The organism is Moraxella ovis, from assembly GCF_900453105.1.
Taxonomy (GTDB): domain Bacteria; phylum Pseudomonadota; class Gammaproteobacteria; order Pseudomonadales; family Moraxellaceae; genus Moraxella; species Moraxella ovis.
On the sequence record NZ_UGPW01000001.1, the window covers coordinates 1,020,381 to 1,047,370 of the forward strand.

A 26,990-nucleotide genomic window follows, 5' to 3' on the forward strand; every position below is an offset into this window, starting at 1 on the left:
TTTGCCTGTGTTTATTTTACCAAGTTTTCCAATTCGTCCCAACGCTCCAACTTCTCCATTAAAAGCTCGTCAATCTCCCCAAGCCTTTCGCTGTATTGGGTCGCCAATGCCAAATCGCTCACAAACAGCGAACCGTCCGCCAGTTTGTCATTTATCTTGCTTTGCTCGTTTTCAAGTTCGGCAATTTCATTGGGCAGGCTTTCCAATTCACGCTGTTCTTTATAGGAGAGTTTGCGTTTTTGTTCAGGTTTGGGCGTGTCGGATTTTGGTTTGTCGGTTTTGACTGTTTCTGATTTTTCCGCTTTTTCAACTTTATCTGTTTTGGGCTTGGTTGGTTCACTCCGTGCTTTTTGGGTCAGATAATCTTGATAACCGCCCACATATTCGTCAATCACGCCATGACCGTCTTTGTCCGTGCCAAATACCCACGTCTGCGTTACCACGTTGTCCATAAAGGTGCGGTCGTGGCTGATGAGTAAAATCGTGCCGTCAAATCCTGCGACAAACTCTTCCAAAAGCTCCAAAGTTGCCATATCAAGGTCGTTGGTCGGCTCATCAAGCACCAAGACGTTGGCAGGTTTTAGTAAGTTTCTGGCAAGCAGTACACGGGCTTTTTCGCCCCCTGATAGAGCCTTGACAGGCGTTCTGGCACGGTTTGGCGTGAACAAAAAGTCCTGCAAATACCCCAAAATGTGCGTGCGTCTTCCGCCCACGTCCACATAGTCCGAGCCTTCGGAGACGTTTTCGGCAACGGATTTATCAAAGTCTAATTGGTCTTTTAATTGGTCAAAAAAGGCGATATTTAGGTTTGTGCCGAGCTTGACTGTACCGCCTACTTTGGCAGAGTTATCAAGCCCAAGCACGGTGCGGATTAGGGTCGTTTTGCCCACGCCATTATTGCCGATGATGCCAACTTTATCGCCACGCATGAGCAGGGTTGAGAAGTTTTTGACCAGTATTTTGCCGTCATATTGCAGGCTTAAGTCCTTGACTTCACAGACGATTTTTCCTGATTTTTCGGATACGTTTTGGGTAAGTGAGACGCTCCCCACCACATCACGACGCTGCTTTCGCTCTTCACGAAGTGCCTTTAGTGCACGCACACGCCCTTCGTTGCGAGTACGCCTTGCCTTAATGCCTTGGCGAATCCAGACTTCTTCTTGGGCAAGTTTTTTGTCAAATTCTTCAAAGGATTTGGCTTCGCTGGCAAGCTCCAACTCCTTTAATTCTTGATAACGAGCATAGCCCTTAACCCCTTGCGTTACGTCATAAGTGGAGAGTTTACCCCTATCCAATTCCACAATGCGAGTGGCAAGATTATCCACAAATTTGCGGTCGTGCGTGATAAACAGCACGGTCAAATTTTGCCCGAGCAGGTAATTTTCTAGCCAATCAATGCTCTCCACGTCCAAATGGTTGGTCGGCTCATCAAGTAGCAACACATCAGGCTTAACCACCAACGCCCGAGCGAGCAACACCCGTCTTTTTCGTCCGCCTGATAAGTCGGCAAGGCGGTCTGTGGGATTTAGCCCCATGTTGTCAAGCAAGGTGCGGGCGTTTCGCTCCAACTCCCAGCCGTGCAGGGCGTCAATCTCATGTTGTACGTCTGTCATACGCTCGCAAGCGGTCATGTCGCCCATCCCACATTTGTCCGATAGGTCGTGGTATTGGCGAAGCAGGGTCGCCACTTTTTCATCGCCATTCATGACAATGTCAAGCAAGGTACCGTCATCGCTTGGCACGTCTTGGGCAAGCATGGCAACACGCAAGCCGTCTGCGATGATGATCTCTCCGTCATCAGGGGTTTGCGTGCCGTCAATGAGCTTAAAGAGCGTGGATTTGCCTTCGCCATTTCGTCCAATGAGACACACTCGCTCGCCTGCATCAAGGCTAAAATTAACATGGTCTAAAATGGGGGCGACGCCAAAGGCAAGGGAGATATTTTTTAGATGAATGAGTGCCATAATTTATTTTCAATACGGATTTTCAATGATAAAATGGGGTAATTATAGCAAATTTTACACCTTAAAGGGGAAAATAAAATGACCGCCACCCACGCTGATATTACCGATTTGCAAATCAAAATCGCCTATCTTGAAAATACGGTAGATGCCCTAAATGATGTCATCGCCCAGCAAGATAAGACCTTAAAGGACTTGCAAGACCAATTAAAACTTTTGTATAAATTCTTAGAAAGTCGTGATGATGACGGCATTGCTCCGTTTGATTTACTCGCAGACAGACCACCGCATTATTAACAAAAATTCCCGATAAATAAAATACAAATTGCAATGAAATTACTTAAGTTTATCTCTTGTGTTGCAGTAAAATTTGTTTTAATATGTACAAACGCAAGTTGTTACACTTTATGTCTAGGATGATGTCTTGCGTATCAACGGGTTGGTGAATAAAACCCAAAACAAGGACAAACTTGGAGAATGACGATGTCTAAATTTAATTATACAACGCTTGCCGTTGCAGTCGCTTCTATTGGGGCGATTGGCTCAGCGCATGCGGCAGGTCTTGATCGCTCGGGTCAGGATGTATCAGCGTTTTTGCAGGATGGTACATATGCTGAGGCGGTCTATACTTATATCGATGCGGATATATCCGGCAAGGATAACAGTGGACGCTCAACGGGGGATGTTGCAGAAGCTTATGATTTCTTCCGTTATGGGGTAAAAACGGACATTAATGACACATTTAGCGTGGGTATTCTCTATGATGAGCCTTTTGGGGCGGCAGTTGATCATTTTGGCAGCAGTAATTTTATTACTGAAGGTGGCGATGCAACTGTAAATGCTTTAACAGGTGGAAGGGCGCCAACTTTGGCGGCCGCTCAAGCAGGCCTTGCTCAAGCACAAGCTGGTATTGATCAATTGCAAGCCGCCATCGCGCAAACAGAAGCAGCAGGTGGTGATACTACTGCGTTGCAAGGACAGCGTGCATCTGCTGCAGCGACTGCACGTCAGCTGGGCGGGGCAATTAATGCGGCAACCACAGCTGAAGCGCAGAGTGGACAAGGAACCAATGTAGAAATTCGCACGAATAATATTACCGGTCTTTTGGGTGCAAAATTTGGCACTAATAAAAATTTCCAAATCTATGGCGGTCCTGTTGCACAGCGTTTAAAGGGTGAGGTTCACTTGCGCGGTGTGGCATACCAAGCTGCAACAGGCTATGATGCAAAAATCTCAACTGATACTGCATACGGTTGGGCGGCGGGTATTGCTTATAGTAAGCCAGAAATTGCCTTAAAAGCGGCGCTTACCTATCGTTCTGAGATTGAGCATGAAAGTAGCATCTCTGAAGTAATGCCCGCACTAGGCGCTGCTGGTGTAGCTACACGTGATTTTAGTGTAACCCTGCCAGAGTCTTGGAACTTAGACTTCCAAACTGGCATTAATCCAACTACATTATTAACTGCTAAAGTTCGCTATGTACCTTGGTCTGATTTTGATATTCGTCCACCAACATATGGTGATGCGACCCGTGTCAGCACCGGTAATTCACTACCTATCATTGATTATAGCAAAGATCAATGGTCGGGTGAATTGGGTCTTGCTAAGAAGCTCTCTGATAAAGTGGCGGTATCTGGTAGTGTTGGTTACGACAGTGGCGCGGGCAATCCTGCCAGCAGTTTAGGGCCAATTAAAGGCTATTACAGTGTCGGCTTGGGTGGTCGCTATAACTTTACGCCAGAATGGTCATTCTCTTTGGGCGCTAAATACTTGAAATTTGGCGATGCTACAGCGCAGTTGCCAACTCGTACTACCGTCGGCGAATTTGACGATAATGATGGGTTTATCGCAGGTGTGAAGCTAGCCTATCAGCAAAAATAATCATGGCAAAATGTTTAAGACAAGTCAAAGCAGATGTTTTGGCTTGTTTTTTATTTTTAAAATAAGTAAAAATCTGCTATCATAAGCCAAATTTTAACTTTATTATCTAATATGAAAATTCTACCCCAAAAACCATTTCTCATCGCTCCGTCCATTTTATCAGCCGATTTTGCCCGTTTGGGTGATGACGCAAAAGCCGTACTAGACGCAGGGGCGGATGTGGTGCATTTTGATGTCATGGACAACCACTATGTGCCAAATTTGACTTTTGGGGCGATGGTCTGCCGTGCCTTAAAAGACTACGGCATCACCGCGCCGATTGATGTGCATCTTATGGTGAAGCCTGTGGATAGAATGATCGAAGAATTTATCAAGGCGGGGGCAGACATCATCACGTTCCACCCAGAAGCAAGCGAGCACATTGATCGCAGTCTACAACTCATCAAAGATGCAGGTGTTAAATGCGGACTTGTTTTCAACCCTGCCACGCCACTGCATTACTTGGATTATACCATCGATAAACTTGATCAGATTCTTATCATGAGTGTCAATCCTGGTTTTGGCGGCCAGAAGTTCATTGATGGCACGCTTGATAAAGTGCGCGCAGTTCGCAAGATGATCGACGAGCGTGGACTTGACATTCGCCTAGAGATTGATGGTGGTGTCAATCCTGATAATATCCGTGCGATTGCGGATGCAGGCGTGGATATGTTTGTGGCGGGTTCGGCGATTTTTAATAAGCCTGATTATAAAGCTGTCATCGATCAGATGCGTGCAGAACTTGCCTTAGTGCAGACGAAGGAATCTAATGATTGAAAAACACAATTCAAGCGATGCCAACATTGCGCCAAAAAGCGTCATCCCTTTGGGTGTGAGCATCTCTTTATTTGTTGCATCGCTTGTACTAAGCTTGGCAGGGTATGGCTTTCGTCTGATGGCGGGTGATGATGTGAATGACGTGCTGAGTCATGCGATTAAGGTCGTGCCTTTTTTCTTATTTGTCATGCCAGCTTTGATTTGGCTTGGTAGCGTAGTACTGAACAAAATAGGTAAAGCTGCCATTCATCCGCGTAATGCGTGGACGTTAGGCTGGCTGTTATCCACGGTCTCCTTGCTGTCCATCATGGGAGTGTATAGCTAATGTTAGGTCGTCTCATTCCTGATGGAATCGTACCCAAAGACATCCCAAAAGGCTTAATCGCAACCTTGTTCATCTTGGTGATGCTGATTGGACTGTCAGGTTTTCGCCTAGGTCAAGGTAATCGCCTACAAGGTTGGCTGCATGTGCTTGAAAATTGGGTCATCTGTCTGATTCTTATTCCTGCCTTTACTGCCTTGGCCGCAGCACCCATCAAATACCGCGATCGCAGTTTTGACCTTAAGATGGCGTACTATCTTGGCATGTTTGTCTCATTTTTATTCATGATGGCAAAGCTTCGCTATTGGCGTTAAGACTTGAAAATTTTGCCATTGTCTCTATTATAGCTATAACTGCAAAATTTTGGAGTGGTCGATGTTTGATAAAGCTGATGATGAATTGATTAAGCGTCTGATAGAAGAGGCTGAGGCCATCATTGAAGAAGAACTTCAAAAAAAATTACATCAAGAAAATAACGCCGTTAGCACAAAAAATCAGGAAGAAGTTACCCATACAGATAATTCTGATGATGTTCGAGAGTCTGTACCAAAAAAATCACGAAAAAGAATCAAGAAATCTAACGATGCCTCAAGTGAGTCTGTAGATGGTTTGGCTGCCGAATCAAGTGACCAAGACCTGCCTAAGCGTCGTCGCGGTCGCCCAAGAAAGGTAGTTAAACCAAAAGTCGCCGATGATGAGGCCGATAGCGCAGATGCTAACTTGTCATCATCTACCGCCAACAAAAAACCCATTGCAAAAAGCCTTATCAAAGAGCGAGTTGATAGTGAGATGATGATAAAAGAGGCGATATTAGAATTTGTTGAGCGTGAAGATGGCGTGCTGACTTTGCAGGAAGTGGGCAATGAAGATGAGCCGATGGTAACCATTCATTTCTCAGAGCAAGTGAAGGCAATGATTGGTAAAGATGAGATCCAGAATGTCGGTCAGAACATGATTCATGCCGCCATCGCTACTGTCATGCAGCGCCAAATGAATTCATGGCACGCTCACATCTATGACGAACAGCCGACTCATTATAGTTAATATAAATAAAAAAGCCACGGATTGTGGCTTTTTGTTTGAGCGATTCGGTTGGTCAATTGGCCTCAATGAGTCCGTGTCTGATAGCAAGATGTGTGAGCTTAACGTCGCTATTAACACCCAATTTCTCAAAAATACGATAACGATAGGTGTTCACAGTCTTAACGCTAACGAACAGCTGATCGGCAATCTCTTGGGCGCTTTGGCAATTCACAACCATCATCGCAACTTGTTTTTCGCGTTCAGACAGCGCATCAAAAGGTGATTCCGCCTGTTCGCCAAGTACGGTATCGGCCAGTTGTTCGGCGACATCGTGGCTAAAGTACTTACCGCCGCCATGCACCTTTTTGATGGCGCGAATCATCTCGTCGAGTGGTGTGCCTTTGGTGATGTAGCCATTGACACCTGCCTTTAGTAGCATTGAAGGGTAAGGCTGTGCTGATAAGCTGGACACGGCGAGTACTTTGATGTTCTGATCGATCTGCTTGATGCGGCGAGTTGCCTCAACACCGCCCACATTTGGCATGTTGACATCCAACAGCACGACATCAGGACGATGCTGGCGCGCAAGTCGAACCGCGGCATCACCATTGTCAGCTTCAGCGATCACTTCGATCTGAGCATCATCATCAAGCATTCGCGCAATACCCATGCGCACTAAATCATGATCATCGACTACCAGCACTTTAATCGACATGTGTGTTCCTTGGATGTTATTTCATTTTTTGAAAGTTTAGCATAATTTGTAATGATTACAACTAAATATTACAGATTTTAAGATTCATCAATTTTATTGAAAAATAACCAAATTATTACCAGAAAATTACCTGTTATAATTACTTACAATATTACTAATCTTTTGGGGTATTTTTGGAGATTTTTGGGAAAAATATACGGTTTTTTCACACATCAGACAATTTGATGTGTTAGAATAAAGATATCAAAAACTGTCTTTATTTTGGGTGGATTGCATAGACAATCTAATAAATACCCAAGGGTGTCGCTTGTGCTTTTCTAAGATGTTTCATCACAAAAGTGCGGCGAATCAATAGGCGAGTGGTCGCCCATAGTTAAGGATTTATCATGAAAAATGCTAAATTAATGAAACGTGCCAGTACTCAGATTGCTGTTTTGACTTTAATGACTTCAGGTGCTTCAGCAGGTGCGTTCACTGTAGATAGCAGCAACCAACGCACCGTGACTGTTACTCGTGCCACACCAGTGGTAACCACCACAGTCACTCGTGCTGTACCTACACCACCGCCTAGCAATACAGTAAAAACCACCAAAACCATCACGCCAGCAACAGTTCCTGCCGTTAGCTATCGTTCACAGCCTACTCAGACAACGTATAATACGCCAACCTACACCGCGCCTGCCGCTCCTGTGACACCAGTCACCACCATGAATACGGTCAATGCTAGTCATTACAATGCACCTGTATTTGATCAGCTTGCTATTAGCACCAATTCATCAGCGGTGGCGGTGCTAGATCTTCAGTCAGGTGATCTGATTTATTCTAAGAACATCGATGCAACCCGATCTATCGCTTCTGTGACCAAAGTAATGACTGCAATGGTTGTCTTGGATGCTGGGCTTGACATGCGTGAAGACATCACCATTATTCCATCTGACCTTGTGGGCGCCAAAAAAGCAAGTACGAACCTGCGCGCAGGTGACCGCCTAAGCCGCTCAGAGTTCACCTTAATGATGCTGATGAAATCAGAAAATCCGGCTGCTAAAGCTCTTGCTCGTACTTACCCAGGTGGCTATGATGCATTCATCCATGCAATGAATGACAAGGCTACCAGCCTAGGCATGTATCAGACTAGCTTCTCTGATTCATCAGGTTTAGATCCTCGCAATATCTCTTCTGCCAATGACCTCGTGAAGATGATGAAAGCAGTTAGTGAAGAGGGTCGCTATCAGCTGATTCGCAACTTCTCAACTGCGCCTAGTTATGATTTTTACATCACCAACTTTAACAGCGGTAACAGAACATACAAAGCCAACAATACCAGCCGTCTGGTACGCTCAGGTGGTCATCCTATTGGTGTGTCTAAGACTGGCTTCATCCGTGAGGCGGGTTACTGCGTGGTGATGGAGACGCATGTGAACAACAAGCCGGCGGTTATTGTTCTACTTGGTGCTAACGCCTCTCAGTCTCGCTGGAATGACGCAGAGAACATCTTGACTGAGCTTGCTTATCGTCGTTAATAGCTGATGATTTGAGCATGAATATTAAGCCTAGATTTATGGATCTGGGCTTTTTTGTGTTGGTAATTTACGTTATAATGATGTGATTTTTTATGATTAAAATGCCTTATGTCAAGCCCAAAACTCTACCTACTCACCAATGATGATGAGATTACAACACTCATAGATAAATTAGAACGCGCATTAGACACAGGCGTGGTATCGCTACTGCAGATCCGCCGAAAGGCAACGCTTAAACAATATGACTTGGCGACAGTTTACCAAGAAGCTGAGCTTTTGGTCAGCCTTGCGGATAAATATGATGTCGATGTGGTGATGAATGATGATTTGGAGCTGGCATCGCATTTTTGTACGGGACTGCATCTGGGGCAGCGAGACGGCAGTGTGGCGGTGGCACGAGAGATTTTAGGCGATGATGTGGTGATTGGTCGCACTTGCCATTCGGACATCGCATTATTCAAGCAGGCCAAAAAAGAAGGTGCGACCTATGGGGCGATGGGCACCGTGTTTGCCTCTTTGACCAAGCCAAAAGCAGGGCTGGTATCCATTCCGACACTTCAAAAAACCGCCAATCTAGGCTTGCCATTATGCGTAATAGGTGGCATCGCACTTGATAACGCCTATCAGCTTAGAGATGGGTTGGCAGGCACGCCACTAGAATACATCGCAGTGACGGCAGACATCATGTCACACAGTAGTGATACCATCGCCGCCAAATGCCGAGCATGGCAACTAAAATTGCAAAATTGGTAACCTATATTATCATGACAGACATTCAGATTCACACGCCTGGTTTTACACCCAACCTCCACACCCACTTTACCACCCAAGCGGACACAAGTTTTGCCCTGTGGCTTGCTGCCCTTGCCAAAGACAGCACGGATTTGACCTTGGTCATTTGCCAATCCCAAAGCGAGTTGCAACGCCTTGCCGATGAACTGCATTTTTTTGGCATATCCGCCCATGTGTTTGCTGATTATGAGACGCTTGTTTATGACAATCTGTCGGTACACCAAGACATTATTTCCGAGCGGATTGACCTTTTGACGCATATGCCGACAAGTGGCGTGCTACTGGTGAGCGTGCAGACACTCATGCAAAAAATTACACCGCCAAGCTATCTTTTGGGGCGGTTTTTTGATTTGAATGTGGGCGACACCTTTGACATAGAGCATGAGCGTGAACGCCTTGCCAAGGCGGGCTACAAGGCGGTGGATAACGTCTATATGGCGGGCGAATTTGCCGTGCGTGGGAGCATTGTGGATATTTTTGCGGTGGGGCAAGCCTTGCCGTTTCGTTTAGAATTATTTGACAATGAAATAGAAACGATTAAATTTTTTAATCCTGATACTCAGCGAACCGTAACCGATGAAGAGCTTGATAAGCTCAAAAAAGACGGCGTATTTGACGACAAAACCGCCCCAAAATCGCCCAAAGTGGCAAGTTTTCGCCTACTGCCTGCCCGTGAATTTGACTTAGACGACAAAGAGACGTTCCGCCAGAATTTTGCCAGCCTATTCCCCAATGCGTCCGCTCGCAAGGTGGAATTTTATAACGACGTTATGAATGGCATACAGCCGTCTGGGGTGGAGTATTACGCACCGCTATTTTTTGACTTGCACGAATGGCAGACGACAGGTACGCTGTTTCATTATTTGCCCAAAAATACGCTGGTTGTCTGTGATGACAATTTGTCCGCTCATCATCACGACTTTTGGGAGCAGGTAAACGCACGCTATCATTCTCGGGCGTTTGATAAGGACGTGCCAATCTTGCCCCCCGATTATTTGTATTTGCCAAGCAATGAATTTTTTCAAGCCTTAAAAACTTACCCAAGGGCAGTATTTGGTAATGAAGAAAATTCACTGACCTTATTTTGTCAATTTACCGCCCACACCGTCCCCAATTTACCAATCAATCATCAAAAAGACGAACCGTTGGGCGAGTTTTTGGACTTTGTGGGGGCGTGTGATGAGCCGATTTTATTGGTGTGTGAAAGTGCAGGTCGCCGTGAGATTATTTTAGAATTATTAAAAGGCAAACTTGACAGCGATACGGTGGCGGATTTTGGTGGGTTTTTGGCGGATTTGGATAAATTTACCCAAAAAATTGCCTTAACTGTTGCCCCGATAGAGCGTGGATTATGGCTAAAAAATAAGCAAAATCAAGGCTTTTGTGTCATTAGCGAAACCCAAATTTTTGGGCGAGTGGTCGCCACTACCAAACGCAAACGTCAAAATGCCTTATCCCAAGCCTTTTTGATAAAGTCGGTAAGCGAGATGACCGAGGGGTCGCTTGTCGTGCATTTGTCCTATGGCATTGGGCGGTATCAGGGGCTTGTCGTGCTTGACGTGGGTGAGGGTGAGCAGGAATTTATCCATATCAAATATGCCGATGATGCCAACGTCTATGTGCCGATTACCAATCTTGCTTTAATTGGGCGGTATAGCGGTACCGATAGCGAGGCGGTGCAATTGTCAAAACTTGGCTCAGGCAAGTGGGACAAGGCACGTCAAAAGACCTTGACTGACATTTATGACGTGGCGGCGGAGCTGTTAAATGTGCAAGCTCGCCGTAACGCCAAACAGGGCATTAGCTTTGACATTGACATGGCAAGCTATGAGCTGTTTGCCAGTGGCTTTGCCTATGACGAAACGCCTGACCAGCAAAGTGCCATTGAAGCGGTGATGTTTGACATGAAACAGACTAAGCCCATGGATAGGCTTATCTGTGGCGATGTGGGTTTTGGCAAGACAGAGGTCGCCATGCGGTCGGCATTCATTGCGGTGCAGGCAGGCTATCAGGTGGCGGTGCTTGTGCCAACCACGCTACTGGCGGGGCAACACGAGGACAGTTTTAAGGACAGATTTGCTGATTGGGCGATTAAGGTGGAAAGCCTGTCTCGTTTTGTTGGCAAAAAAGCCCAAGACAAGGTACTGGCTGACCTAGCAGATGGTAAGTTGGATATTGTCATCGGTACGCACAGGCTTTTGCAAGATGATGTCAAATTTAAAAATCTGGGCTTGATGATAATTGATGAAGAACATCGTTTTGGCGTACGCCACAAAGAAAAAATCAAAGCCATGCAAGCGGACGTGGATACGCTCACGATGACCGCCACGCCCATTCCACGCACGCTGAACATGGCATTATCGGGTATGCAGGACATTTCTATCATTGCCACACCGCCTGCCAGACGGCTTGCCATTAAAACTTTTGTCGCTGAAAAGAGTGAGCAGACGACCAAAGATGCGATTTTGCGTGAGATTTTGCGTGGGGGGCAGGTGTATTATTTGCACAATGACGTGGCGAGCATTGACACGGCGGCGGAGAACTTGTCCGAGCTTATCCCTGAGGTGCGTGTGGGCGTGGCTCATGGGCAAATGGCGGAAAAAGAACTCCACGATGTCATGAGTGATTTTTATCACAGAAAAACCAACGTGCTTGTTGCCAGTACCATTATTGAGACAGGCATTGACGTGCCAAATGCCAATACGATTATCATCAACCGAGCCGATAAGTTTGGACTTGCCCAGTTGCACCAACTGCGTGGGCGAGTGGGGCGGTCTCATCATCAGGCGTATTGTTATTTGTTTGTGCCGTCCATTAAGGGGCTGACGGCTGATGCCAAAAAACGCCTTGATGCCATTAGCCGAGCCAATACGCTTGGGGCAGGGTTTATGCTGGCGAGCGAAGATTTGGAGATTCGTGGGGCGGGCGAGATTTTGGGCAAGGAGCAGTCGGGCAATATGCAGACCATTGGTTTTGGGCTGTATATGGATATGCTAGAACGTGCCACAAAGGCGATAAAATCGGGCAACACGCCAAGTCTAGCGACCCCGCTTGACTTGGTGAGTGATATTAACATTCATGCGTCTGCCTTGATACCGAGCGATTATTTGGCGGACGTGCATGAGAGGCTTTTGTGCTATAAGCGTATCGCCAATGCCGAGACGGTGGACGAGCTAAATGAGATGCGTGCCGAGATGATAGACCGTTTTGGGGCGATGCCGACCGCCCTTGCCAATTTGTTTTTGGTGCACAAAATGCGAGTGCAAAGCATACCGCTTGGCATTAGCAAAATTGACGTAACTGCTCATGGGCTTAGTATGGAATTTAAAGCGGACACGCCTGTGGACGGTTTGGCGATTATCAAGCTCATTCAGTCTAATGACGGCTATCGCATGAACGGGGCGACAGGGCTAAAATACACCTTTAAAGACGAAAAAGACGTGGTGGGGCGGACGAATGCGGTGTTTGAGCTATTAAGTTATCTGAGTGGTAATTCATCAAAAGATAAAAGCTAGCTTGCTATAAATACTCAACACACCCCAAATTTTATGTTACAATAGCACAATTTATAAGATTTGATTAATTAAAAGAGAAAAGTAATGTTTCAACTACATCCAACATTAGCCAAAGATACGTTTTTGGTGGGGGATTTTCCATTATCTACCGTTCGTTTGATGAACGATTGCCAATTTCCTTGGCTGATTCTTGTGCCACGTGTGTCGGGCGTTAAAGAAATCTACGAGCTATCACCTGCTGATCAAGTGCAGTTTTTGCGTGAGTCAAGCTGGGTATCTAGCCAAATGGCTAAAATCTTTGGCGCGGATAAAATGAACGTAGCAGCATTGGGCAACCAAGTACCACAGCTGCATTTTCATCACATCGTCCGCTACCAAAATGACAGTCGCTGGCCGGACCCTGTATGGGGCGTGCCTGCAATTCCTTATACCAAAGAAGTCTTACAGCACATGCAGCAGACCTTGATGATGGCGCTGCGCGGACATCATGAAATGCCTTTTGACTGGAAGATGAGTGTTTAAGGTTTAAGCTGTTGATTGGTCTTAAATTATTTTAAGAGTATGTCATACATACTACTAAATATATTGCCATTAAAGCTCCGTTACCTAAACGGGGCTTTTTGCCATTCCAATCTTAACTACTTAGTACTCACGTGATTTATAAAACAATACTTTCTCATAGGTAATAAAAATCCCCAATCATTCGGTTGGGGATTTTTTATGTGGGTGATTATTCGTTGTAGGCTAAGCTAATTTGTTCTTCTTGCTTAGGCTGGCTCTTTTGAACAGGTTTTACAGTAACTTTAACCAGACCTTGAGACAGTGGCGCAAGCTGGGAGAAGCCATTTTTGGTAAGGTCGATGCGACCTGCTTTGCCGATGCGGTCATTAACCTTGCAGATGATGGATTTGCCATTTTTTTGGTTGGTTACTTCCACATAGGCGCCAAGTTTGTATTGGTTCGATGCGCAGGTCATGCCTTGGTTGCTGAACGTTTCACCGTTGGCGGTTTTGCGACCGTTGAACTTGTCTGCATAATAAGATGCAGTCGTTGATTGAGCATGAGCGGCTTGTGTGGCAAGCATGATTGCCAAAAAAGCACCAAAATAATTTCGCATAAATACCTTGTTGGTTAAAATGGACGCTCATTATACTGTATTTGCAAGCGATATGCCACAGCTTTACTTTGTCTTTACAAAATGATAACTTTTAGATGGATTGGGCTAAAATACTCACGATTTTGTGAAAGCTAAATCTGCGCCTAGCAAATTATTGGTGTATTTGTTGCAGGGTGGTAGTGAATTGTTTATAATAATTCGCGCAAAAATATGGTAATTTTAGGTGAAAATCCTAAGTCAATATAACTTAACAAGGTGGATAGACATGACAGTTTTATCAATGAAGGATGTGGATTTATCGGGTAAGCGTGTACTGATTCGTGAGGATTTGAACGTGCCAATTAAAGATGGTATGATTACCAGTGATGTACGCTTGCAGGCGGCATTGCCCACCCTAAAAGACGCACTCAACCAAGGTGCGGCGGTCATTGTCTGTTCACATCTAGGTCGTCCTACTGAGGGTGAACCTGAAGAGAAATATTCGCTAGCACCCGTGGCGGACTACCTTGCCAAGGCGTTGGGTTGTCCTGTGAACTTCTCAAAAGATTATCTAAGCTCAGGCGTCGATGCTAAGGTGGGTGAGATTACTTTGCTTGAGAATGTTCGTTTTAACGCAGGCGAAAAAAAGAACAGCGAGTCGCTATCACAGCAGTACGCTGATCTGTGTGATGTGTTCGTGATGGATGCATTTGGCACCGCGCACCGTGCCCAAGCCTCAACCGAGGGCGTGATTCGCGCAGCGGCAGCGGCAGGTAAGCCTGTGTGCGCAGGTAATCTACTATCAGAAGAGTTGTCGGCATTATCTCGTGCACTGGATAAGCCTGACGCGCCTGTGCTTGCCATTGTTGGTGGCTCAAAAGTCTCAACCAAGCTGGATGTTCTATTAAGTCTGGCTGACATCTGTGACAGCATCGTGGTGGGCGGTGGTATTGCCAATACCTTCTTGGCAGCGACAGGCGTGAACGTGGGTGCGTCTTTATATGAGGCGGATCTGATTGATACTGCCAAGACCATCATGACGAAGACGAACATTCTATTGCCGACCGACGTCGTGGTTGCTAAGAAGTCTCAGATTGATTTTGAAGATTTCTTAGGTTCTTTAGAAAAGGCGGATGCAATCACCAAGTCTGTCAATGACATCGCTGATGATGAGATGATCTTAGATGTAGCAGAAAATAGTGCCAACGTCATCGCAGATGCCATCAAGGGCGCTAAGACTATTTTATGGAATGGACCAGTGGGTGTCTTTGAGGTTGATAAATTCGGTAAAGGCACGCAAATTCTGTCATTAGCAGTAAAAGACAGTGCAGGCTTTAGTATTGCAGGCGGTGGTGACACATTGGCCGCGATTGATAAATATGGCGTGGCAGATGATCTCAGCTATCTATCAACAGGTGGCGGCGCGTTCCTAGAATTCGTCGAAGGTAAGGCATTGCCTGCCATTAAGGCTCTAGATGAGGCGAATGCTTAATCATCTAAGCGAACCTTTGTTGTTTACCAACGAATTGTTATTTTTTGTTGCGTTTGTCAGATTTGGCCTTGTAAATTTTATTTGACAAGGCTAAACTAAAGGCATTATTTTTTAGTAATGTGCTCATTAGAAGCTTAAAAGCAAGTCATGATTAAATTGACTGTTCATTTTTGAATGATGCTATAAACTATCTAAATAACCATGCACAAAAACCAATAACTAACTAAAGAGAATTCTTATGAAAAAATTACTTGTCGTTACTGCTGTTATCGGTGCATTTGCTTTGGCAGCTTGCAGTCAAAACACTCAAGACAAAGCTGCAGAGACAGCCGATGCTGCCAAAACTGATATCGCAGCGAACACCGCTGCAGTAGCTAAAGAAGCAGAAGCCGCCGCACAGAATGTAGCAGAAGCAGCTAAGTCTGGCTTACAAACTGCTGCTGATAAGACTTCTGAAGCAGCCAAAGAAGTTGGTGCTATAGCGGATGCCGTGACCAACGCTGATAGTGCAGAAGCAAAAGTTCCAGAAGATCAAAAGTACTGATCTGATGAATAAAAAAGCTCAACTTGATTGGGCTTTTTTATTGCAAGTTATAAAATTTCCAAAAATCAACTAGGCGATAATATGATAATTTGTTATAATGCATCCTGTTGAAATTTTGGTATTTTTAGTTAGATTTTAGAAGATTTATCGCATTAGGAGATAATAATGGCACTAGTATCATTGCGCCAACTACTTGATCATGCAGGCGAGCACGCTTATGGATTGCCTGCCTTTAACGTGAATAACTTAGAGCAAATGCGTGCCATCATGATGGCAGCAGACAAGACCGATTCACCAGTTATCGTACAAGCATCAGCAGGTGCTCGTAAATATGCGGGTGCGCCATTCTTGCGCCACCTTATCCTATCTGCGGTTGAAGAATGGCCACACATCCCTGTAGTAATGCACCAAGACCACGGTACCAGCCCAGCCGTTTGCCAACGTTCTATCCAGCTTGGCTTTAGCTCGGTGATGATGGATGGCTCACTGCGTGAAGATGGCAAGACGCCTGCTGACTATGACTATAACGTGAGCGTGACTCGTGAAGTGGTTAAAATGGCGCACGCGTGCGGCGTATCGGTAGAGGGTGAGATCGGCTGCCTAGGCAGTCTTGAGACTGGCATGGCTGGCGAAGAAGATGGTGTGGGCGCAGAAGGTGTTCTTGATCACAGCCAGCTATTGACTTCTGTTGAAGAAGCACGTCAGTTCGTTGCTGATACGAATGTCGATGCGTTGGCGATCGCGGTAGGTACTTCACACGGTGCTTATAAATTTACTCGTCCGCCGACAGGCGATATCCTAGCGATCGACCGTATCAAAGAGATTCATGAGGCACTGCCAAATACACACCTTGTAATGCACGGCTCAAGCTCAGTACCACAAGAGTGGCTACAGATCATCAATGAGAACGGTGGTAACATCGGTGAGACTTATGGTGTGCCAGTTGAGCAGTTGGTAGATGCCATTAAGCACGGTGTTCGTAAGATTAATATCGATACCGACCTACGTCTAGCCAGCACGGGTGCAATTCGTAAATTCCTAAACGACCATCCTGCTGAATTCGATCCTCGTAAATACCTAGCAGCATCAATGAAGGCGATGGAGGAGATTTGTGTGGCACGCTATGAAGCATTCGGTGCAGCGGGTAATGCCAGCAAGATTCGCCCAATTTCTCTTGAAAAAATGGTTGAATATTATCAATAATTTCAACTCATCAAATAAGGGCGTAATGATTTGCGCCCTTATTTTATTGATATTAGGACTATAATATGATTGGATTAATCAAAGGCGAGGTATGCTATCTAAATGCACCCTTAGTGTGTGTGATGACTCAAAGTGGTGTGGGTTATGAGATTGAATTGCCCATCCCTGTATTCTGCCAACTTAGCCTAAATGAGCCGGCCAGCATCTATACGCATCTGCATGTTCGCGAAGACGCGCAGCTACTGTATGGCTTTGGCACAAAAGAAGATCGCGATGTCTTTAGAAAGCTCATCAAGATTAACGGTGTTGGTGCGAAGATGGCACTTGCGATGTTATCGACATTATCAGCAGGTGAATTAAAGCGCGCTGTTGAGCACGAGGACGATTCGGCACTTGTGCGCATTCCAGGCATCGGCAAAAAGACCGCTCAGCGTCTGATCATCGAGCTAAAAGGCAAACTGCTAGAATTCGGCTCAGACATCAGCGAGATTAGTGGACAGGGTGAGTTCTTTGATGTAAGCCTGCAGGCGGATAATCAAATGCAGATCATCGCAGAGGTTGAAAGCGCCTTAATCGGGCTGGGCTATAAAGAAAAAGAAGCTCAAAACGCCATCAAGCAAGCTCAGCTTGGTCTGGATGATGTGAATATCTCAAGTCTGCTAAAAGCATCATTAAAACAGCTATCAGGCTTTTAATCATTGGTGTAATAATTGTTCATTAACAAAAAGACAGAATATCTTATTCTGTCTTTTTGTATTTAGTCGCTGATGGATAGCAGATCTAAGAGTGCCTGTGTGCTGGCGGAGCGCGTAAGATTCGGGTTGGTAACCAGACCTAGATGACGCTGTAGCTCAAAATCTTCAGCCATGTCAATTTTAACTAGTTCGTGATTAATCAAGGTTTCTGGCAGTACAGACCAACCAAGCCCGATAGAGACCAACATTCGAATCGATTCGAGTGGGTTTGTGGTCATTGTCGCGTAGGGGCGTAGATTGTGGCGGTTAAATTCTGATAGGGTAATCTGACTGGTAAAGGTATTCGCCGCGGGCAGAATGGCGGGGTGGTGCGCTAATTGTAGTAGCGTGACGTCGCTTTTTTGGGCGAGTGGGCTTAGTGTGCCAGTCACGAAATACAGAGGGTCTGACCATAACGTATGGTAATTCAAACGCAGGTCATAAGTAGGCGGCAGGGTCAAGAATGCCAAGCCGACTTCACCTTCAAGTACCGCTTTATGCGCTTCTTCAGAATCCATGAATTTCACTTCGAGCTGTACCGCAGGATGGGTCTGAATGAATTGCTTCAATACGGGTGCTAGGTGATGCAGCCCGATATGATGGCTGGTGCCGATGACCAGTCTGCCGCTGGCGGTTTCTTTTGAGTGTTGAAGACTGGCACGGCAAGATTCATAATCTTCAAGCCATCTTTTGGCGTAGGGCAATAGATCATGTGCAGCAGGAGTGGCGATGATGCCGCGCCCCACGGTGTCAAACAGCGTTACGCCAAATTCACTCTCAAGGTTCTTGATGCGCTTACTGACGGCAGGCTGGGTGATAAAAAGCTTCTCGGCAGCGCCAGAGATACTGCCGGTCTGCATGACGGTGACGAAGGTGGTTAGGTTTATGGTGTTCATAATAATAAGTATCAAATAAATTTGGTTTATTTTAATAAAAAAAAGTTTGGAAATAAATAAAAAAATTGATTTTTTATTAAATTTACGTAAATTTTTATCAAAGAATGCGCGATGTTGTATAAAAATTCATCGACTGTCACCAAAACCACCAAAAGCTGCCTGAATAATGATATGATGATGACATCTTACGCAATTGGATAGTGCGATGAAAAGACACCCGTATTTACAGCCATTATCTCGCGAGCATCATCTTGGACTGGTGATTAGTAATAAGGCGATGCAGGCGAACGAAGCAGATTATATGATGCATTGGCAGGCGTTGATAGATTATCTGACCATACGGATTCCAATCCACTTTGAAGTTGAGAAGACGTATATTGCTGATGTCATACTCGCCAAGCTCAATGAAGACGAAGCGAAGATGCTCGCTACAGAGATGCTAAAGCAGCACGATGAGATTGAAGCCTTGATGGGCATAAAGCAGCCCGACGTGTCTGATGTGCAGGCGCTGGCTTGGGCATTGTATGATCATATCCGCTTTGAGGAGCGTGAAGTGTTTGCGAAGGCGCAGACGGTATTAAGCGAAGCTGAATTAAAGGTGATCTATGATGCGTCTGATGATCGCGTCAAAAGATATGCCAAGAATCGTTAATTTATTGAAATTAAGCTAATAGAATGGCTCTTATATATTCTAATAAATTAATTAAAATATAAAAATTATAAATTATTTTTATAAAAAAGATGTGATATAATCACATAAAACCAAATAAATACCCAGACCATAGGAGTATGATATGGCAGGCAAAACCCTTTACGATAAACTTTGGGACGACCATTTGGTCAAACAACGTGATGACGGTTCATCACTTATTTATATTGACCGCCAACTGTTACATGAAGTAACGTCTCCCCAAGCCTTTGAAGGCTTGGAGCTTAATAACCGTAAGCCGTGGCGACTGTCGGCAAATATCGCAACGCCCGACCACAACGTTCCTACATCTAGCAAAGAGCGTGAACAAGGCATTGCAGGGATTGCTGATGACACCTCTCGCATTCAGGTTAAGACCCTTGATGACAACTGCAAATCGTTTAATGTCGTACAATTTGGCATCAATGACGTACGCCAAGGCATTGTTCATGTAGTTGGGCCTGAGCAGGGTTTGACCCTACCAGGGATGACGGTGGTGTGTGGGGATAGCCATACCGCCACGCATGGGGCGTTGGGCTGTTTGGCTCACGGTATCGGCACAAGTGAAGTGGAGCACGTCCTTGCCACGCAGTGCCTTGTGCAAAAGAAAATGAAAAATATGCTGGTGAGAGTGGACGGTAAATTAGGCAAAGGCGTAACCCCAAAAGACGTTGTGCTTGCTATCATCGGTAAAATCGGCACGGCAGGTGGAACAGGACACGCCATTGAATTTGGTGGACAGGTGTTCCGTGATATGTCCATTGAAGGGCGTATGACCGTGTGTAATATGGCGATTGAAGGCGGTGCTAGAGTCGGTCTTGTGGCGGTGGATGATAAGACGATTGACTATGTCAAAGGTCGCCCCTATGCCCCAACAGGCGATGATTGGGAGCGTGCGGTCACTTATTGGAACACTTTGCATTCTGATGATGACGCTCATTTTGATACGGTGATTGTACTAAATGGCGATGAGATTGAGCCACAGGTATCGTGGGGTACATCGCCTGAAATGGTCATTCCCATTACCCAAAACGTGCCAACCCTAGCGGACGCGAAAGATGACGTTCAGCGTAACGACTGGACTCGTGCCTATCAGTATATGGGGCTAACAGCAGGGCAACCCTTGTCAAAGATTCAGCTTGACCGTGTGTTTATCGGCTCGTGTACCAACTCACGCATTGAAGATATTCGTGCGGCGGCAGAAGTCGTTAAGGGTCGCAAGGTCGCCCCAAGTATCAAGCAAGCGATGATTGTGGCAGGTTCGGGTTTGGTTAAAGAGCAAGCCGAGCAAGAAGGACTTGATAAAATCTTTACCGAAGCAGGCTTTGAATGGCGTGAACCGGGTTGTTCTATGTGCCTTGCGATGAATGCTGATAAATTGCAATCAGGCGAGCATTGTGCCAGTACAAGTAACCGTAACTTTGAAGGTCGTCAAGGCAATGGCGGTCGCACGCACCTTGTCAGTCCTGCTATGGCAGCAGCGGCGGCAATTGCAGGGCATTTTGTGGACGTGCGGACGTTTTGAGATAAGGAATAAAAGATGAAAAAATACACCACTGAAATCGGCATTGTTGCTCCGTTAGACCGTGCCAATGTGGACACCGATTTGATTATCCCCAAGCAGTTTTTAAAATCCATTAAACGCACAGGCTTTGGCGATAATTTATTTGACGAGTTGCGTTATTTGGACGAAGGGTATTTGGGGCAGGACATTGCCAAACGCCCAAAAAACCCTGATTTTGTGCTAAACCAAGAGCGTTATCAAGGTGCGACCATTTTGCTTGTCCGTGCTAATTTTGGTTGTGGGTCTAGCCGTGAACACGCTCCTTGGGCATTGAACGAATACGGTTTTCGTACTGTGATTGCTCCAAGTTTTGCCGATATTTTTTATAATAACTGCTTTAAAAATGGTATGCTCCCTGTGATTTTATCAGAGAGCGAGATTGATGAATTATTTAAAGAATGTTTTGATAATGTCGGCTATCAATTAACGGTAGATTTGGAAAATCAAAAAGTGATTATCCCAAGTGGCAAAGAATATGCGTTTGAAGTGGACGCATTTCGTAAGCATTGTTTATTAAATGGCTTGGACGATATTGGTTTGACCTTGCAAAATGCGGACGATATTAAAGCCTTTGAAGAAAAAGCCAAACAAGAACGTCCTTGGGTATTTAAAGAATTGACGGCTTGATTTTTTAAAATTTGATAGTTAGTGATAAATGTAGGGGCGAATTGCAATTCACCCAAAATGATAATGTTATATAGGACAAATATAATTTGCCCCTACCAATATTTTTAGTCTTGAATAAGTACAAAAAGGAAATCCCATGACAAAACACATTGCCATTTTAGAAGGCGACGGTATCGGTCCTGAAATCATCGCCCAAGCCGTGAAGGTACTCGACAAACTCATCGCTGATGGTTTGGACGTAAGCTATGAATACGCCTATTTGGGCGGTTCGGCATATGACAAATACGGCTCGCCATATCCTAGCCAGACCCAAGCCGTTTGCCAAAAAGCCGATGCGGTATTATTGGGGGCGGTTGGCTCGCCCCAGTATGACAACCTTGACCGTCCACTGCGTCCTGAGCGTGGACTTTTGGCAATTCGTAAAGATTTAAATTTGTTTGCCAATTTACGCCCTGCGATTTTGTACAAAGAGCTTGCAAATGCGTCCACGTTAAAGCCCGAAGTCGTATCGGGATTGGATATTTTGATTGTGCGTGAGCTGACGGGCGACATTTATTTTGGCGAGCCACGGGGCATTCACACCAACGATAAAGGCGAGCGTGAAGGCTTTAATACAATGCGATATAGCGAGAGCGAGATTCGCCTTATTGCCAAAGTGTCCTTTGAATCCGCCCAAAAGCGAAATAAAAAATTGTGTAGTGTGGACAAAGCCAATGTATTAGAAACGACCGAACTTTGGAGACAGATTTTTAATGAAGTTGCCAAAGAATATCCAGAAGTTGAATTATCGCATATGTATGTGGATAATTGTGCAATGCAGCTTATCAAAAACCCCAAGCAGTTTGATGTGATTGCCACAGGCAACATTTTTGGTGACATTTTATCCGACCAAGCGTCCATGCTCACAGGCTCTATCGGAATGCTACCGTCAGCGAGTCTAAACGAGACAGGCAAAGGGCTGTACGAGCCGTCTCATGGCTCTGCACCTGACATCGCAGGTCAAGACAAGGCGAATCCTTTGGCGACCATTTTGTCGTTGGCGATGCTCATCAGACACAGTTTGGGTGATGAGGCTTGTGCCAAACAGATAGAGCAAGCAGTACAAGCGGTGCTGGCGGACGGACTGCGTACCGCCGACATTCACGAAACTGGCATGACGAGCGTGAGTTGCACACAGATGGGCGAGGCGGTGTTGGCGAAACTTTAAGCTGGACGCTCAAGGGTCTGGCAGCACAACAATGACAGGATTTGTGAAAACAAGTCCTGTTTTTATGTTAATTTTTTATTTGCAAATTATTATCATTATGTTATAATAAGTTTCAATTTTTGGTAGTTAAGAACCATTTGCATTTAGAAAATTATCATCATTGGCTGGGTGACCGATGGTCATGTGTGAATCATAGGCGATAAAATCATGAGTGATGTGAAATCGAATTCCAATCAGACAAAGGCATTGGCACTGGGTGTGACAGCAGTCTTGCATGGCTTGGTGGGGTACGGCTTGGCGAATATGCAGATGCCAGAGTTAACACCCATCAAGGTAACGCCACCCATTCAAGTTCAGCTGATTAAGCCGGTTGAGGAGGTGGTTGTCAATAATTTGGAATCGCCAGAACCCCCTAAGCCAGTCGCCGCCCCCAAAGTTGAAAAAAATCCTGACCCGCGTCCAGCACCTGCAGAACCAAAGCCAGTAGAACCTGAACCCCAAAAGGTCGAGCCTAAGCCCGAACCCAAACCTGAGCCTAAGCCTGAACCTGAAATCGAACCACCACCTGTAGAGCCAGAGATTGAACCGGTGGAGATTTTGGCCGCTCAAATGGCAGAAGCTCAGGCCAAATGGGAGGCTGAGCAGCGAGCAGAAGCCGAGAGGCGAGAGCGTGAAGCAGCAGAGGCACAGGCAAGGCTGGCAGAAGAAAAAGCCAGACAGCTGGCAGAGGCAGAGGCTGAACGAGCCAGGCAAGCGGCGGCAGACAGGGCAAGGGCAGAAGCAGAGGCAGCTGCCAAAGCAAAAAGCGAGCAGGGTCGAGGCACGGGCAATGTCTTGGGCGAGATGACCATCAGTGCCAGCAAAGCGGCTGCCAGTTGGAGAAGAAAGCCCAACTTTTCTAATGTTGATGCAGGCGATCGCAGGGTCAGTGCGGTCAAGTTTACCGTGAACTTAGTGATTGACGAAAAAGGGCGTATCGTTAGTGCCACAGGTGTATCCACAGGCTTGGGTAAACAAGTGGACAGACAGATTGAAAGAGCGATTAAGGCAGCATCTTTTCACCCATTCAAAGATGAAAATGGCAATCCTGTGCGTGGCAGAGCCACTTTGCCAATGAGTTTTTCGGTGAATTGATTGTTTTTAACACTTGGTGGTCATTGATTAAAGATCATATTTTGTGAGGAAATTCCTATGGATTTTGCATTTTATTGGGGTCATACCGACGCTGTCAGTAAAACCCTGTTCTTTATTCTATTTGCTTTATCTATCATCTCATGGGTAGTTGGCATCATTCGTGTAATACAGTCCCACAAGTTGGCAAATAGCATTGGCGATGGGCTGAAAAAATCAGTCTTGGGGCTGACAGATGAATTGAGTGGTTTGGGTTTTGACCAAAGAAAGATGGTGGTTGAACAAAAACTGCTACAAAACATCGCCAGCTACCGCTATGAGATGGAAAAAGGCTTGCCTATTTTGGGTACGACGGCATCGATTGCACCTTTCATCGGTCTTTTTGGTACGGTTTGGGGGATTTTTCATGCCCTACACAGCGTGGCGAAAAGCGGACAAGCAGGTCTTGCGCAGGTGGCAGGTCCTGTCGGTGAAGCACTCATCATGACAGGTCTAGGCTTGGCGGTGGCAATCCCTGCGGTGGTTTTTTATAACATCGCCACTCGAATGAATAAGCGTGCCAATCATGTGGCTAATGACGCTGCACACCAAATTCTTGCTCAAACCGCACGCTAAGGAGCTCAGCGATGGCTTTTGAATTGGGTAACAATGAAGACAACGGTATGAATGAGATGAATCTCATTCCGCTCATTGACATCATGCTCGTTCTTATGATTATCTTTTTGGTAACAGCAACAGTACTCAATCCGACCGTACCGCTTGATTTGCCAAAAACCACGGCCAGCGTCAATGAGCAGCCGCCAGAGGTTCTACAAGTCAGCATCGACAGTCAAGGGGACATTTTTTGGGACAGCGAGAAAATCGACCTTGACGAGTTGAAGACTCGCTTTGCCAACCAAGTGGCAGAAGGCAAGGACCCACAAGTTCAGTTGCGTGCTGACCGTGAGGGTAAGTACGACATGGTCGCACAAGTGTTGGCGACAGCGAGCACGACAGGATTGTCTAAGATTGCTTTTGTAAATGAGTGATTCATGAGTAATCGATGATGAATGTATAATAAAAAAGCCTTGTATCACACAAGGCTTTTTTATTATAGATGGTTTATTCATCGATGATGGTAATGCCCATCTCGCCAAGCTTTTGATGCCATGCTTGGGCGTGGTTATTCTGAGCATTATCAGCATTGATGATGTGTGCTACCAACCCAGCCGTCGCCAAGCCAGATACCTTACGCATGACGCCACGATCAGGCAGGATGTGTGCATCAATGAGAAGGCAAATGAGCGCGTCAGATGCTTTGGCGGTGCTGATGGCTTTATCAATGCTACTCTTATCATCAACTACACCGAATTCATGGCAGATATTGATCGATGGGGAGGTGATGGGTGTGTCAGTCGGGCGCTCTAGGATGACGCTAATGAATGATTTGTCACTGATGTCCATCGCAGGGGGTGTGATGATGGCACTGCTTGGCGTATAGTCATCATGGTCGATGACGCGCTGGCTAAATGCATTTAATAAAGTAGCGTAGTAAGGCTTTTTTTGATCGATTTGAAAATCGTGGCGTGACTTGATAAGGCAGGTCACGTACGCGATGAATCTTGGTAGAATGCCATATAATGCGATGCTTAGCATGACCAGCCAGGCAAATTTGGCATTCTGTTCGCTTGATGATGCGCTCATGTTTGGCAAGTCAAAGCCAAGCAAATTCGGCAGTACCCCAAAGATCTGCATCATCTGTATAAAATGAGCATCGGTAAGCAGTGTTGACTCCCAAGTAAAATCGTAACGACGAAATAAGAATAAGCACAACAATGCCACACTGGTGCCAATCAGTGATGACAGCCAAGCACCATGCATCAGTGCACCAAGATACCAGCGGCGCACAGGGCGATGGATGTCAATCTGTAACTCTAAGGCGTGCTGCATGGGTGGATTATCACCTGCGTCGATGATCTTATACAGTAGCGGCTTTTCGATGGTAAGCCGTGACAAAACCCCACCCAAAAATGACAAGTCATCACGACGAATCAGCCCGATAACCCACCATAGCAGCGATAGACTGTGCCAACCCAGTAGCGCGAGCAGCACATAGAAGAAGTTGATGATCTGAGTGCCAAGTAAGCCCATCACACCAACAAAACCCATCAAAAAATAAATGATATAAACCAACCGACCAGAGCCTTTGATGTAGAATTTGGCTTGGTCTAGGACGGACTCTATCTTGCCATTACTGTCAATCTTATGCGCGCGGATGAATAGCTTATCCAGCGGCGAGGCAGATTCGGACCTGACAGCTTCGGTGATGGTCTTTGGGTGCTGTGCGAAGATATAGTGGCTTTCTTCTAATCTTCGTACAAGATCGGTATGTTCGTGGGTGTGTCTGATGGTCATGATCAGCTCGACTCTAAGGATTGTAGTTCTTGATGAAGTTGTGCTAACTTTGTACGTATTGTATCATCATCTCGCACGGACAGCTGCTTGGTGAGTTTTTTTATTTGGGTGCGAAGCTTCGCTGCGGCGATGGTGTTTTTGGCGGTTCTGGCATCGATGGACTGTGTGGTCTGGGTAGATTCGCTGATGACATTTGTCATCGCTGATTCTACGGTACTAACCACAGGCTTGGTGCCTTGCTTGATGCTGTTTTCGACGCGGTTTAAATGATGGTGATAGCGGCGGCGCAGATGTGCCTGTTCATCGGTGCGCTGCTCATCGCTCAGTATTCGGGGGTATTCCACCAGTTCGATGCAGTCCACAGGGCAGGGGGCTAGACACAGCTCGCAGCCTGTGCATAGATCGGTGATGATGCTGTGCATGTGTTTGGCGGTGCCGATGATGGCATCGACAGGGCAGGCGGGTATGCATTTGGTGCAGCCGATACAGTCAGATTCATTGATGATGGCGCGCACTTCGATGGGGCGCCGAGTTTGTTCGTCGGTGCGCCATTTGCTGGGCGTGGCTGTGCTGCTAGGAATCCCTAGAATGTCTGCGATGCGATCGGTGACATCTTGCCCACCTGGTACGCACAGATTTGGTGCTTCGCCATTCATCACGATGCCATGAGCATAAGGCAGGCAGCCATCATGATGACCGCACAGACCGCACTGAGTCTGTGGCAATACAGCATCGATCTGCGCGATGGCGATGCTTTTGTCATCTGGTATGTCATCTAGCCTAAGCGGGCTAAACAGGACGGGCAAATCTTCTAATCGGGTGAATGTGATGGTCATGGCTGGCAAGCGCTGGCTGTTCGTTAATCTAAT

At 46.0% G+C, this 26,990-nt stretch carries 27 protein-coding genes; 21 read left to right on the forward strand and 6 right to left on the reverse strand.

Features of this window, described 5'->3' with window-relative positions; genetic code table 11:
* Nucleotides 1-11 precede the first annotated feature (11 nt).
* Entirely contained in the window at nucleotides 12-1,964 is a 1,953-nt protein-coding gene (locus DYD54_RS04975) for an ATP-binding cassette domain-containing protein (protein ID WP_063513990.1), read from the reverse strand.
* Nucleotides 1,965-2,042: 78 nt separating this feature from the next.
* Here DYD54_RS04975 and DYD54_RS04980 point away from each other — a divergent pair, with 78 nt between their 5' ends.
* The 6 genes from DYD54_RS04980 (at nucleotide 2,043) to DYD54_RS11760 (ending at nucleotide 6,024) form a co-directional block, all read left to right on the forward strand.
* Complete coding sequence (locus DYD54_RS04980) at nucleotides 2,043-2,258, forward strand: SlyX family protein (protein WP_063513991.1); 216 nt, start codon at nucleotides 2,043-2,045, stop codon at nucleotides 2,256-2,258.
* Between the two features lie 186 nt (nucleotides 2,259-2,444).
* The gene (locus tag DYD54_RS04985) at nucleotides 2,445-3,842 is read left to right on the forward strand and encodes an outer membrane protein transport protein (RefSeq protein WP_063513992.1); all 1,398 of its coding nucleotides are present in this window, start codon (nucleotides 2,445-2,447) and stop codon (nucleotides 3,840-3,842) included.
* Between the two features lie 111 nt (nucleotides 3,843-3,953).
* On the forward strand, nucleotides 3,954-4,658 hold the full coding sequence (rpe, locus tag DYD54_RS04990) for a ribulose-phosphate 3-epimerase (protein ID WP_063513993.1): 705 nt from the start codon (nucleotides 3,954-3,956) through the stop codon (nucleotides 4,656-4,658).
* Nucleotides 4,651-4,983: a hypothetical protein gene (locus tag DYD54_RS04995; protein WP_063513994.1), complete on the forward strand. Its 333-nt coding sequence runs from the start codon at nucleotides 4,651-4,653 to the stop codon at nucleotides 4,981-4,983. The genes rpe and DYD54_RS04995 overlap by 8 nt, the downstream gene beginning before the upstream one ends.
* On the forward strand, nucleotides 4,983-5,294 hold the full coding sequence (locus DYD54_RS05000; protein ID WP_063513995.1) for a hypothetical protein: 312 nt from the start codon (nucleotides 4,983-4,985) through the stop codon (nucleotides 5,292-5,294). Before DYD54_RS04995 ends, DYD54_RS05000 begins: the two co-directional genes overlap by 1 nt.
* A gap of 61 nt (nucleotides 5,295-5,355) precedes the next feature.
* On the forward strand, nucleotides 5,356-6,024 hold the full coding sequence (locus DYD54_RS11760; RefSeq protein ID WP_084260617.1) for a hypothetical protein: 669 nt from the start codon (nucleotides 5,356-5,358) through the stop codon (nucleotides 6,022-6,024).
* A gap of 52 nt (nucleotides 6,025-6,076) precedes the next feature.
* Here DYD54_RS11760 and DYD54_RS05010 read toward each other — a convergent pair whose 3' ends face one another.
* Entirely contained in the window at nucleotides 6,077-6,718 is a 642-nt protein-coding gene (locus tag DYD54_RS05010) for a response regulator (RefSeq protein WP_046696530.1), read from the reverse strand.
* A gap of 386 nt (nucleotides 6,719-7,104) precedes the next feature.
* On the opposite strand from DYD54_RS05010, the gene DYD54_RS05015 reads away from it, so the two are divergent.
* From DYD54_RS05015 to DYD54_RS05030, 4 genes are all read left to right on the forward strand, one after another.
* On the forward strand, nucleotides 7,105-8,238 hold the full coding sequence (locus DYD54_RS05015) for a D-alanyl-D-alanine carboxypeptidase family protein (protein ID WP_063513996.1): 1,134 nt from the start codon (nucleotides 7,105-7,107) through the stop codon (nucleotides 8,236-8,238).
* A 108-nt stretch (nucleotides 8,239-8,346) separates the two neighbouring features.
* A complete protein-coding gene (locus tag DYD54_RS05020) occupies nucleotides 8,347-8,991 on the forward strand; it encodes a thiamine phosphate synthase (RefSeq protein ID WP_063513997.1) in 645 nt (214 codons plus the stop codon).
* 11 nt (nucleotides 8,992-9,002) lie between these two features.
* Nucleotides 9,003-12,545 (forward strand): transcription-repair coupling factor, encoded by a 3,543-nt coding sequence (gene mfd / locus DYD54_RS05025; protein WP_084260735.1) that lies wholly within the window; start codon nucleotides 9,003-9,005, stop codon nucleotides 12,543-12,545.
* Between the two features lie 84 nt (nucleotides 12,546-12,629).
* Nucleotides 12,630-13,067, forward strand: a complete 438-nt coding sequence (locus DYD54_RS05030; RefSeq protein ID WP_063513998.1) for an HIT domain-containing protein — start codon at nucleotides 12,630-12,632, stop codon at nucleotides 13,065-13,067.
* Between the two features lie 208 nt (nucleotides 13,068-13,275).
* On the opposite strand, the gene DYD54_RS05035 is transcribed toward DYD54_RS05030, so the two are convergent.
* Nucleotides 13,276-13,662 (reverse strand): septal ring lytic transglycosylase RlpA family protein, encoded by a 387-nt coding sequence (locus tag DYD54_RS05035; protein WP_063513999.1) that lies wholly within the window; start codon nucleotides 13,660-13,662, stop codon nucleotides 13,276-13,278.
* Nucleotides 13,663-13,927: 265 nt separating this feature from the next.
* Between DYD54_RS05035 and DYD54_RS05040 the strand changes: the two genes are divergently transcribed.
* The 4 genes from DYD54_RS05040 (at nucleotide 13,928) to ruvA (ending at nucleotide 17,575) form a co-directional block, all read left to right on the forward strand.
* The gene (locus DYD54_RS05040) at nucleotides 13,928-15,133 is read left to right on the forward strand and encodes a phosphoglycerate kinase (RefSeq protein ID WP_063514000.1); all 1,206 of its coding nucleotides are present in this window, start codon (nucleotides 13,928-13,930) and stop codon (nucleotides 15,131-15,133) included.
* Nucleotides 15,134-15,371: 238 nt separating this feature from the next.
* Nucleotides 15,372-15,677 (forward strand): hypothetical protein, encoded by a 306-nt coding sequence (locus tag DYD54_RS05045; protein WP_063514001.1) that lies wholly within the window; start codon nucleotides 15,372-15,374, stop codon nucleotides 15,675-15,677.
* 165 nt (nucleotides 15,678-15,842) lie between these two features.
* Nucleotides 15,843-16,880, forward strand: a complete 1,038-nt coding sequence (gene fba / locus DYD54_RS05050; RefSeq protein WP_046699943.1) for a class II fructose-bisphosphate aldolase — start codon at nucleotides 15,843-15,845, stop codon at nucleotides 16,878-16,880.
* A gap of 65 nt (nucleotides 16,881-16,945) precedes the next feature.
* Nucleotides 16,946-17,575 carry a Holliday junction branch migration protein RuvA gene (gene ruvA, locus DYD54_RS05055; protein ID WP_063514002.1) on the forward strand — a complete coding sequence of 210 codons (630 nt, stop codon included), beginning with the start codon at nucleotides 16,946-16,948 and terminating at the stop codon, nucleotides 17,573-17,575.
* A 62-nt stretch (nucleotides 17,576-17,637) separates the two neighbouring features.
* Here ruvA and DYD54_RS05060 read toward each other — a convergent pair whose 3' ends face one another.
* Nucleotides 17,638-18,510 (reverse strand): LysR family transcriptional regulator, encoded by an 873-nt coding sequence (locus DYD54_RS05060; RefSeq protein WP_063514003.1) that lies wholly within the window; start codon nucleotides 18,508-18,510, stop codon nucleotides 17,638-17,640.
* 205 nt (nucleotides 18,511-18,715) lie between these two features.
* Between DYD54_RS05060 and DYD54_RS05065 the strand changes: the two genes are divergently transcribed.
* The 7 genes from DYD54_RS05065 to DYD54_RS05100 all read left to right on the forward strand — a co-directional run bounded on the left by DYD54_RS05065 (nucleotide 18,716) and on the right by DYD54_RS05100 (nucleotide 24,755).
* Nucleotides 18,716-19,162 carry a hemerythrin domain-containing protein gene (locus DYD54_RS05065; RefSeq protein ID WP_218563644.1) on the forward strand — a complete coding sequence of 149 codons (447 nt, stop codon included), beginning with the start codon at nucleotides 18,716-18,718 and terminating at the stop codon, nucleotides 19,160-19,162.
* Between the two features lie 142 nt (nucleotides 19,163-19,304).
* Nucleotides 19,305-20,723, forward strand: coding sequence for a 3-isopropylmalate dehydratase large subunit (leuC, locus tag DYD54_RS05070; protein ID WP_063514004.1), 1,419 nt, complete (start codon nucleotides 19,305-19,307; stop codon nucleotides 20,721-20,723).
* A gap of 15 nt (nucleotides 20,724-20,738) precedes the next feature.
* Nucleotides 20,739-21,389, forward strand: a complete 651-nt coding sequence (gene leuD / locus DYD54_RS05075) for a 3-isopropylmalate dehydratase small subunit (RefSeq protein WP_063514005.1) — start codon at nucleotides 20,739-20,741, stop codon at nucleotides 21,387-21,389.
* Between the two features lie 136 nt (nucleotides 21,390-21,525).
* Complete coding sequence (gene leuB / locus DYD54_RS05080; RefSeq protein ID WP_063514006.1) at nucleotides 21,526-22,596, forward strand: 3-isopropylmalate dehydrogenase; 1,071 nt, start codon at nucleotides 21,526-21,528, stop codon at nucleotides 22,594-22,596.
* Between the two features lie 207 nt (nucleotides 22,597-22,803).
* Nucleotides 22,804-23,730, forward strand: a complete 927-nt coding sequence (locus DYD54_RS11400) for a hypothetical protein (protein ID WP_063514007.1) — start codon at nucleotides 22,804-22,806, stop codon at nucleotides 23,728-23,730.
* 57 nt (nucleotides 23,731-23,787) lie between these two features.
* Nucleotides 23,788-24,342 carry a MotA/TolQ/ExbB proton channel family protein gene (locus DYD54_RS05095; RefSeq protein ID WP_063514008.1) on the forward strand — a complete coding sequence of 185 codons (555 nt, stop codon included), beginning with the start codon at nucleotides 23,788-23,790 and terminating at the stop codon, nucleotides 24,340-24,342.
* Nucleotides 24,343-24,353: 11 nt separating this feature from the next.
* Nucleotides 24,354-24,755 (forward strand): ExbD/TolR family protein, encoded by a 402-nt coding sequence (locus DYD54_RS05100; protein ID WP_063514009.1) that lies wholly within the window; start codon nucleotides 24,354-24,356, stop codon nucleotides 24,753-24,755.
* Nucleotides 24,756-24,828: 73 nt separating this feature from the next.
* Here the strand turns inward: DYD54_RS05100 and DYD54_RS05105 are convergent, their stop codons facing one another.
* Together DYD54_RS05105 and DYD54_RS05110 are read right to left on the reverse strand one after the other, a co-directional pair.
* The gene (locus tag DYD54_RS05105; protein WP_063514010.1) at nucleotides 24,829-26,121 is read right to left on the reverse strand and encodes a DUF2868 domain-containing protein; all 1,293 of its coding nucleotides are present in this window, start codon (nucleotides 26,119-26,121) and stop codon (nucleotides 24,829-24,831) included.
* 2 nt (nucleotides 26,122-26,123) lie between these two features.
* Nucleotides 26,124-26,957 (reverse strand): RnfABCDGE type electron transport complex subunit B, encoded by an 834-nt coding sequence (locus tag DYD54_RS05110; protein WP_063514011.1) that lies wholly within the window; start codon nucleotides 26,955-26,957, stop codon nucleotides 26,124-26,126.
* Between the last annotated feature and the right edge of the window lie 33 nt (nucleotides 26,958-26,990).